We start from the raw sequence: 7,199 nt of genomic DNA on the forward strand, positions 1-7,199 counted from the left end.
TGCCGGTAAAATTGACTACCCTCGTTACCGGTTTTTCGATAAGTTTATGATCCGATTTATCATGTGGATGACCAAGGGACCGACAGATACTCAGGGTACGTTTGAGTTTACTGACTGGGGCAAAGTAGATGACTACGCTAAACAAATAGCAGCGCAAAAATAATTCATACACAATAGCGTGCCCAATATGCCTTATTGAAAACGCCGTTTACTCTATGTGACTTAAGTATCTAAGTTGTTTAAATCTTAATGTTGTTTAGTCACAGTAGTTGTTCAGTCAAACAGTTGTTAGGCACAATAGCGTCGATGTAGTATCGAGATCACTTCGGTGACTTGCTCATTTTTAAGCGTGTAGTAAACCACTTGTGAGCTCTTACGAGTGTTGACCAAATCTTGGGTGCGCAGTACCGCTAAATGCTGTGACAAAGCTGATTGGCTCAGTGGCACGGTCTCATTTAATTCAGTGACACTTAATTCTTGTTCTAACAATAAACATAAAATCATTAAGCGGTAAGGATTCGCAATGGCTTTTAGCCATTGTGCTGCCGTTTCTGCATTATTAAGCATGGTTGCAACATCGATATCTTGCTTCATGAGTGTCCTTATATAACCTTAAATTACGATCTGGTTTGGGTTTTCTGTATTTTGTTCATTATCATACTTCTGCATCATGGAGATCTCAATTTTAACTATTAAATATATGAGCTATTTCTAATTTGTGATCATTGCAGAGGTTTAAAAAGGCTTTTTTTGCCAAACTGAGGCAAATAATCCAATAATGAGAATCGAAAAATGGCCAATATTTTAGTGTTATATTATTCCCGAGGTGGCCATACGGCACATATTAGCCGTGCAATATCAGAACAAATTAAATCTAAAGGCGATCATTGTGATGTGGTTAATCTTCAAGATAAAGCGCCAATTGAATGGTCCAAATACCAAGCTGTTGCGTTAGGGGCTTGTGTATTATATGGCTCGTATCATAAATCGGTGTTTGAGTTTGTGCGTGAAAATCAGCAGCATTTATCGCAACTGCCAAATAGTTTTTTTTGCGTCAATGTTGTGGCGCGTAATCCTGAAAAGCGCATTCCCGAAAACAATAAATATCTACAGAAGTTTTTAACCTTATCTGAGTGGCAACCGCAAGATGTGAAAATTATTGCCGGTAAAGTCGATTATCCTTCTTGGCCTTGGTATGACAGCTTGATGATCCGCCTCATTATGAAAATGACCGATGGCCCCACCGACCCAACAGCCATTATTGATTATACCGATTGGAATGATGTGAAGGTTTATGCTGATCATATTGCCAAGTTAGCGACAGTCGTACCTGCGTAGTGATTATAGCAATCACATAGTTTGCTAAGTTTCGTCGGTGTTAACTCACCAGTAACCGGGTAGAATCTTAAGGTCATTAATAAAGTCAGTATTAAAAACGCCAAAATTTAGGGTGAAATAATACAGCGACTGTCAGAATTTCTAAACGCCCTAATAACATTCCTAATGCTAACGCCCACTTCGCTACGTCGGGTAGTGGGGCAAAGTTTCCTGCAGGACCAATAATCGGACCAAGGCCGGGTCCTACGTTAGTCACTGCGGTTATTGCCCCGGTAAAGCTGGTCATTGGATCTAATCCGGTTAGTACTAATGTGATAGACAGTATTAATATCACCACGATCATCAGCATAAAAAAAGCCATTATTGAACGGACAATGTCATCTTGAATCCGGTGGCCATTATATTTGTCTTTAAACACGCCGTTAGGATGGAATTGCTGTTTAATTTGTTGGCGCATAATCGAGAACGCTATTTGAAAACGAAATATTTTTATGCCACCAGATGTTGAGCCAGAACAGCTGCCTATAAACATTAAAAACAGAAATGCGACGCTAGCAACAGATCCCCATGATTGATAATCTGTTAGGCCATAACCAGTTGTGGTGATGACAGAAATAACATTAAAGCTTGCGAGCCTTAACGCATCTAAAAAGTCTATATGCTGGTGTTGCCAAAGCCAAAAAGCCAATGAGAATGACACCAGCAACACAAAGCGTAAAAAGCCTATCACTTGTTGATCATTCCATAAGCGTAAGCTGCGTTGTTGTATGGTTTGCACAAACATCAGTAACGGTAATCCACCCGCTAACATAAACACGATACCAACCCAATGTGCCTCGTGTGAAAAGGCCGCCATTGAGCTGTCTGAAGTGGAATATCCACCTGTTGATAATGTGGTCATGGCATGGTTTATCGCTTCAAACCAATGCATGCCAGCAAGGTGATAGGAAAATGTGCACAGTAGTGTTAAGGCTACATAAATCAGGAATAAATGTTTGGCCATATGTTGGGTGCGAGGAATCGTTTTGTCGCTCCAGTCTGATGATTCAGTTCTAAATAAGCGCATCCCCCCAACATTCAAAAATGGCAGGATTGCCACCGCCATCACAATGAAGCCAATGCCGCCAAGCCATTGTAATAATGAGCGCCAGACTAAAATGCTATGGTCCATATTGTCTAAACCGGATAGTACCGTTGAACCGGTAGTGGTTATGCCGGACATGGTTTCAAAAAAAGCGTCGGTATAATTAATACCGTGATAAAGGGTAAATGGCAGGGCGGCGAACAAGCTCACCACAAACCAAGTGATACTGGTCAGCATAAACATATCGCGGATGTTAAGACTAAAATGATGGTTTCGGCCGTTTTGAATGCACAAAATAGCAATAAATCCGGTAAATAAACCTGAGGCCATAAAGTCACCAATGGTTTCTTCGCCGTAATATAGTGCAAAAGCCATTGGTACTAACATGAAACCTGTCAGTATCGAGAGGAAAATACCGAGGATGAAAATGATTTGTTTGGCGTTAAACATAGGAACTTAAAAGAAAAATGCACTTGGTTGAAACAGTTTCTCTACGTCACCGATGAACTTCTTATTCACTAAGAATAAAATTACATGGTCACCTTGTTCTATTACCGTTTTATCGTGGCCCATTAACACTTCATCATTACGTACAATAGCGCCAATAGTTGTCCCTGGTGGTAATTTGATATTGCCAATTTGTTTACCGACAACTTTTGAAGTACTGGAGTCGCCATGTGCAATCGCTTCAATGGCTTCAGCTGCGCCACGGCGTAATGAATAAACATTGCATATATCACCTTGGCGAATATGAGTCAGTAGCGCCGAAATGGTGGCTTGCTGAGGAGATATGGCAATATCAATGTTAGCTTCTTGTACAATATCAACATAGGCTTCACGTTGGATCAGCACCATGACTTTTTTCGCCCCCATGCGCTTGGCAAGCAGGGCAGACATAATATTGGCTTCGTCATCATTGGTGACAGCGATGAACACATCAGTCTGATCGATGTTTTCTTCCAGCAATAATTCTTGGTCTGAAGCGTCACCACAAAACACGGTGGTTTTTTCAAGTTTTTCTGAAAGCAATTCTGCACGTTCTTGACGGTGTTCAATTAACTTAACCGAATGAGTACGTTGCAACTTTTGCGCAAGACCAAAACCAATATTACCACCACCCGCAATCATGATATTGCGGTACGAATTATCCAGTTTTTGCATCTCACTCATTACTGCACGAATATGACGACTATCGGCGACGAAAAACACCTCATCATCGGCTTCAATAATGGTCGTGCCGCGCGGCATGATAGGCCGGCCTTGCCTAAAAATAGCGGCAACGCGGGTATCAATATTGGGCATGTGCTCACGTAATGTGGCTAATGCGTTACCCACTAATGGGCCGCCATAATAAGCTTTAACCGCAACAAGACTTAGTTTACCTTTAGCAAATTCAAGTACTTGTAGTGCACCTGGGTATTCTACTAATCTTTGTATGTAAGCGGTCACTAACTGCTCAGGTGCAATCAGCTCATCAATAATAAAACCGCCTCGAGGCTTAGCGTCACCGCTTTTAATTTCACTATTGATAAACAGTTTATCTTGAAGTTCTAAATAAGCTTCTGAGCGAATACGAGCAATTTTTGTTGGTGTACCAAATAAGCTGTAAGCAATTTGACAAGCTGCCATGTTACATTCATCGCTATTGGTTACCGCAATGAGCATGTCAGCATCTTCTGCACCAGCTTCTTTTAATACACTCGGATGAGCGCCATGACCGACAACAACACGTAGGTCAAACTTGTCTTGTAATAGCCTTAGCCGAGCGCGATCACTGTCGACGAGTGTGATGTCGTTATTTTCACCGACTAAGTTTTCAGCTAACGTGCCGCCTACTTGCCCAGCCCCTAAAATAATAATTTTCATGGCTTGAGGTACATCCTTAAATTGCTTTAACTAGGCGCGCGTAATAAAAGCCGTCCATATTGTCTTGTCCTGGCAAAATTTGCCAACCGATATCACTGATATGAGCTTGTTGCTCTATCGGTACTAAACTCGCATCGGCTGTCCGTGCTAGAAACTGTTCAACTTGTTGGCTGTTTTCCTGCGGTAAAATAGAGCAGGTTGCATATAATAAAGTGCCACCCGGTTTAAGCCATTGCCAACAATGATCCAAAATCTGTTTTTGTAGGTTGGCTAACTCTTCAATATCGCTATTTTTACGTAACCATTTTATGTCTGGATGACGGCGAATTACCCCAGTTGCAGAACAAGGTGCATCAAGCAAGATTCGATCAAATTGTGGTCCTTGCCACCATGATGGAATATCTGCCGCATCGCCGTGAATAAGTTGCGCTTTTAAATGCAACCTGTCCAGATTTTGTTGTACTCGAGCAAGGCGTTTTTGATCAAAGTCGACAGCGACTAAATTGATAGTGGGAGCAAGCTCTAGTAAATGGCAACTTTTGCCGCCAGGTGCGGCGCAAGCGTCTAAAACAAGTTCGTCTGCCGCTGGTGCAAGTAAGGTGGCAGCCCATTGTGCCGCGCCATCTTGGACCGATGCAGCTCCTTCCATAAAGTCAGGTAATGCAGCGACATCTTTTGCGCTTTCGAGCAATATAGCGTCTTGGCTTGGACCCGCTAAGGCTGGAATATCATGTTGAGCTAGCGCCGCTAAATAAACATCACGAGTTTGCGATTGCTGATTATTACGTAGCCACATTGGTGGACGCTGGTGGCTCTGTTCAATAATATCTTGCCAGTTGTCGGGATACGCTTGTTGTAAACGCTTAATAAACCAAGCTGGAGTATTAAAACGTAGCGTGTCTGAGTCAGTATTTAATGCGCTATCTTGACGCTGAATATTACGCAATACGCCATTGACCACTTTCACCAAACCATCAAAACGCAATTGCCTGCAGGCTTCAGCGGTTTCTGAAATCGCCGCATGCGCTGGAATACGGGTAAAGTAAAGTTGGTAACAACCCACTATCAGCAATTGATGCAATATACGCTGTTTACCTTTAAACGGTTTCGCTAAGCAGTCACTTACGCATTTGTCTAGTTGCGGTAATTGACGCATGACGCCGTAACATAATTCAGCCAATAGGGCTTTGTCTTTGCCATTTTGTAAGTGTTGCTGTTGATCGGGTAAAGCCACCGATAACGAAATGCCTTTTTCAAGGACTTCATAAATCGCTTTAGCTGCCAGTGCGCGAACATTCATGCTAGTTAGCCTCTTGGTTTAAACACACACCTGCGGTAAACCAATCACCACGAGCATTAAGAATATCGGCCACATCAAGCGGCTTCTTGTTAGGCAGTTGCATGGTTTTAATCATTAACTTACCGTCACCAGTAGCGACTTCAATACCTTGTTTGGTCGCGGCAATAATGGTCCCTGGCGCTTGTGAGCAGAGTTCTGGACTGTAATCCGCCTGCCACACTTTAATCACGCTTTGTTGGTGTTCAAAATAACTTACTGGCCATGGATTGAAGGCGCGAATGTCTTGCCAAAGCTGTTTGGCACTTTTATTCCAATCAAGGCGAGCTTCTTCTTTTGACAATTTTTCAGCATAGTTAGCCAGTGTTTCATCTTGCTTTTCTGCTTTTAGGCTACCATCACTTAATCCTATCAGCGCTTGTACTAGGGCTTTTGGCCCTTGTTCAGCTAGCTTTTCATAAAGGCTAGCTGAGGTATCCGTCGCTTTTATCGGTAAGTGTGTTTTGAGCAGCATGTCGCCAGTATCTAGACCAATATCCATCTGCATAATGGTGACACCGGTTTCGGTATCACCGGCCCATAATGCCCGCTGTATAGGGGCGGCTCCACGCCAACGAGGTAGAATTGAACCGTGAACATTGATACAACCTAAACGCGGGGTATCAAGCACTATCTTTGGCAAAATCAACCCGTAAGCCACAACAATCATAATATCTGCATTTAGAGCCGCTAATTCCGCTTGTGCCTCTTCATTACGTAATGATGCAGGTTGGTATACCGGAATATGATGCTCTAAAGCCAAGGTCTTTACTGGGCTTGCGGTAAGTTTCTTACCTCTACCAGCAGGTCTATCTGGTTGAGTATATGTCGCAATCACATCATGTTCAGATTCGATGAGAGCTTGCAAATGTCGAGCTGCGAAATCCGGAGTACCGGCAAAGATAATTTTTAACGGTTTCAAATTTTTTCCTATACTTCTCTAGCATCTAAACGAGCTTCTTTTTCAAGCTTAGTTTTAATGCGTTGGCGTTTCAATGGCGATAAATAATCGACAAATAACTTACCTTTAAGATGATCCATTTCGTGTTGAATACATATTGCAAACAAATCATCTGCTTCAACGGTAAACTCATTGCCGTGACGATCTAGCGCTTTTAAGGTGACAAATTCAGCACGGTCAACTTTGGCGTAAATACCGGGTACCGATAGGCAACCTTCTTCATTAGCAAAGTCACCACTGCTAGCTACTATTTGAGGATTAATAAAAATAGTTGGTCTTTCAACCTCATCTTGTAGATCCATCACAATCAATTGTTGATGAAAATCCACCTGAGTAGCAGCTAGACCGATACCTTTCTCTAGGTACATTGTTTCGAGCATGTTATTTATTTGTGTCTGTAATTGCGGACCAAAATCCGTTACAGGTTGGGCTATAGTGCGTAAACGCTCATCTGGAAATCGTAAAACATTTAGTAATGGCATATATAAACTCTTAACAAGTCTGTCAAATTTCAGCCAGTTAGCTATACTGGCTGTTGCGATTAAGGTGATTTTAATCCTTACCGCCTATCAATAACAGTAAAAAGCTCTAATAAAGAGCTAAACAACATGGAC

General features: G+C 42.2%; 8 protein-coding genes. 2 read left to right on the forward strand and 6 right to left on the reverse strand.

The window, feature by feature from the left end:
- The coding region (locus H5202_RS16265) for a flavodoxin domain-containing protein (protein ID WP_272490475.1) at positions 1-163 on the forward strand (163 nt) is incomplete at its 5' end.
- A 125-nt stretch (positions 164-288) separates the two neighbouring features.
- Here the strand turns inward: H5202_RS16265 and H5202_RS16270 are convergent.
- Positions 289-594 carry an ArsR/SmtB family transcription factor gene (locus H5202_RS16270; RefSeq protein WP_011635510.1) on the reverse strand — a complete coding sequence of 102 codons (306 nt, stop codon included), beginning with the start codon at positions 592-594 and terminating at the stop codon, positions 289-291.
- Between the two features lie 198 nt (positions 595-792).
- On the opposite strand from H5202_RS16270, the gene hemG reads away from it, so the two are divergent.
- Positions 793-1,338 carry a menaquinone-dependent protoporphyrinogen IX dehydrogenase gene (gene hemG / locus H5202_RS16275; RefSeq protein WP_182772998.1) on the forward strand — a complete coding sequence of 182 codons (546 nt, stop codon included), beginning with the start codon at positions 793-795 and terminating at the stop codon, positions 1,336-1,338.
- 91 nt (positions 1,339-1,429) lie between these two features.
- On the opposite strand, the gene H5202_RS16280 is transcribed toward hemG, so the two are convergent.
- Genes H5202_RS16280 through def form a run of 5 tightly spaced genes read right to left on the reverse strand, consistent with a single transcriptional unit; the run spans position 1,430 to position 7,067 of the window.
- Positions 1,430-2,872 carry a TrkH family potassium uptake protein gene (locus tag H5202_RS16280; RefSeq protein WP_182772999.1) on the reverse strand — a complete coding sequence of 481 codons (1,443 nt, stop codon included), beginning with the start codon at positions 2,870-2,872 and terminating at the stop codon, positions 1,430-1,432.
- A 6-nt stretch (positions 2,873-2,878) separates the two neighbouring features.
- Positions 2,879-4,288 (reverse strand): Trk system potassium transporter TrkA, encoded by a 1,410-nt coding sequence (trkA, locus tag H5202_RS16285; protein WP_011635513.1) that lies wholly within the window; start codon positions 4,286-4,288, stop codon positions 2,879-2,881.
- Between the two features lie 16 nt (positions 4,289-4,304).
- Positions 4,305-5,588 carry a 16S rRNA (cytosine(967)-C(5))-methyltransferase RsmB gene (rsmB, locus tag H5202_RS16290; protein WP_182773000.1) on the reverse strand — a complete coding sequence of 428 codons (1,284 nt, stop codon included), beginning with the start codon at positions 5,586-5,588 and terminating at the stop codon, positions 4,305-4,307.
- 1 nt (position 5,589) lies between these two features.
- Positions 5,590-6,546, reverse strand: coding sequence for a methionyl-tRNA formyltransferase (gene fmt, locus H5202_RS16295; RefSeq protein ID WP_182773001.1), 957 nt, complete (start codon positions 6,544-6,546; stop codon positions 5,590-5,592).
- 8 nt (positions 6,547-6,554) lie between these two features.
- Complete coding sequence (gene def / locus H5202_RS16300) at positions 6,555-7,067, reverse strand: peptide deformylase (RefSeq protein WP_220493909.1); 513 nt, start codon at positions 7,065-7,067, stop codon at positions 6,555-6,557.
- Positions 7,068-7,199 lie beyond the last annotated feature (132 nt).

The sequence above is a fragment of the Shewanella sp. SG41-4 genome (assembly GCF_014164505.1).
GTDB lineage: Bacteria > Pseudomonadota > Gammaproteobacteria > Enterobacterales > Shewanellaceae > Shewanella.

What these genes read in the sequence shown, in the direction of transcription:
- H5202_RS16270 (WP_011635510.1), bottom strand. Translation starts at nt 594, where the DNA reads ATGAAGCAAGATATCGATGTTGCAACCATGCTTAATAATGCAGAAACG.
- hemG (WP_182772998.1), top strand. Translation starts at nt 793, where the DNA reads ATGGCCAATATTTTAGTGTTATATTATTCCCGAGGTGGCCATACGGCA.
- H5202_RS16280 (WP_182772999.1), bottom strand. Translation starts at nt 2,872, where the DNA reads ATGTTTAACGCCAAACAAATCATTTTCATCCTCGGTATTTTCCTCTCG.
- trkA (WP_011635513.1), bottom strand. Translation starts at nt 4,288, where the DNA reads ATGAAAATTATTATTTTAGGGGCTGGGCAAGTAGGCGGCACGTTAGCT.
- rsmB (WP_182773000.1), bottom strand. Translation starts at nt 5,588, where the DNA reads ATGAATGTTCGCGCACTGGCAGCTAAAGCGATTTATGAAGTCCTTGAA.
- def (WP_220493909.1), bottom strand. Translation starts at nt 7,067, where the DNA reads ATGCCATTACTAAATGTTTTACGATTTCCAGATGAGCGTTTACGCACT.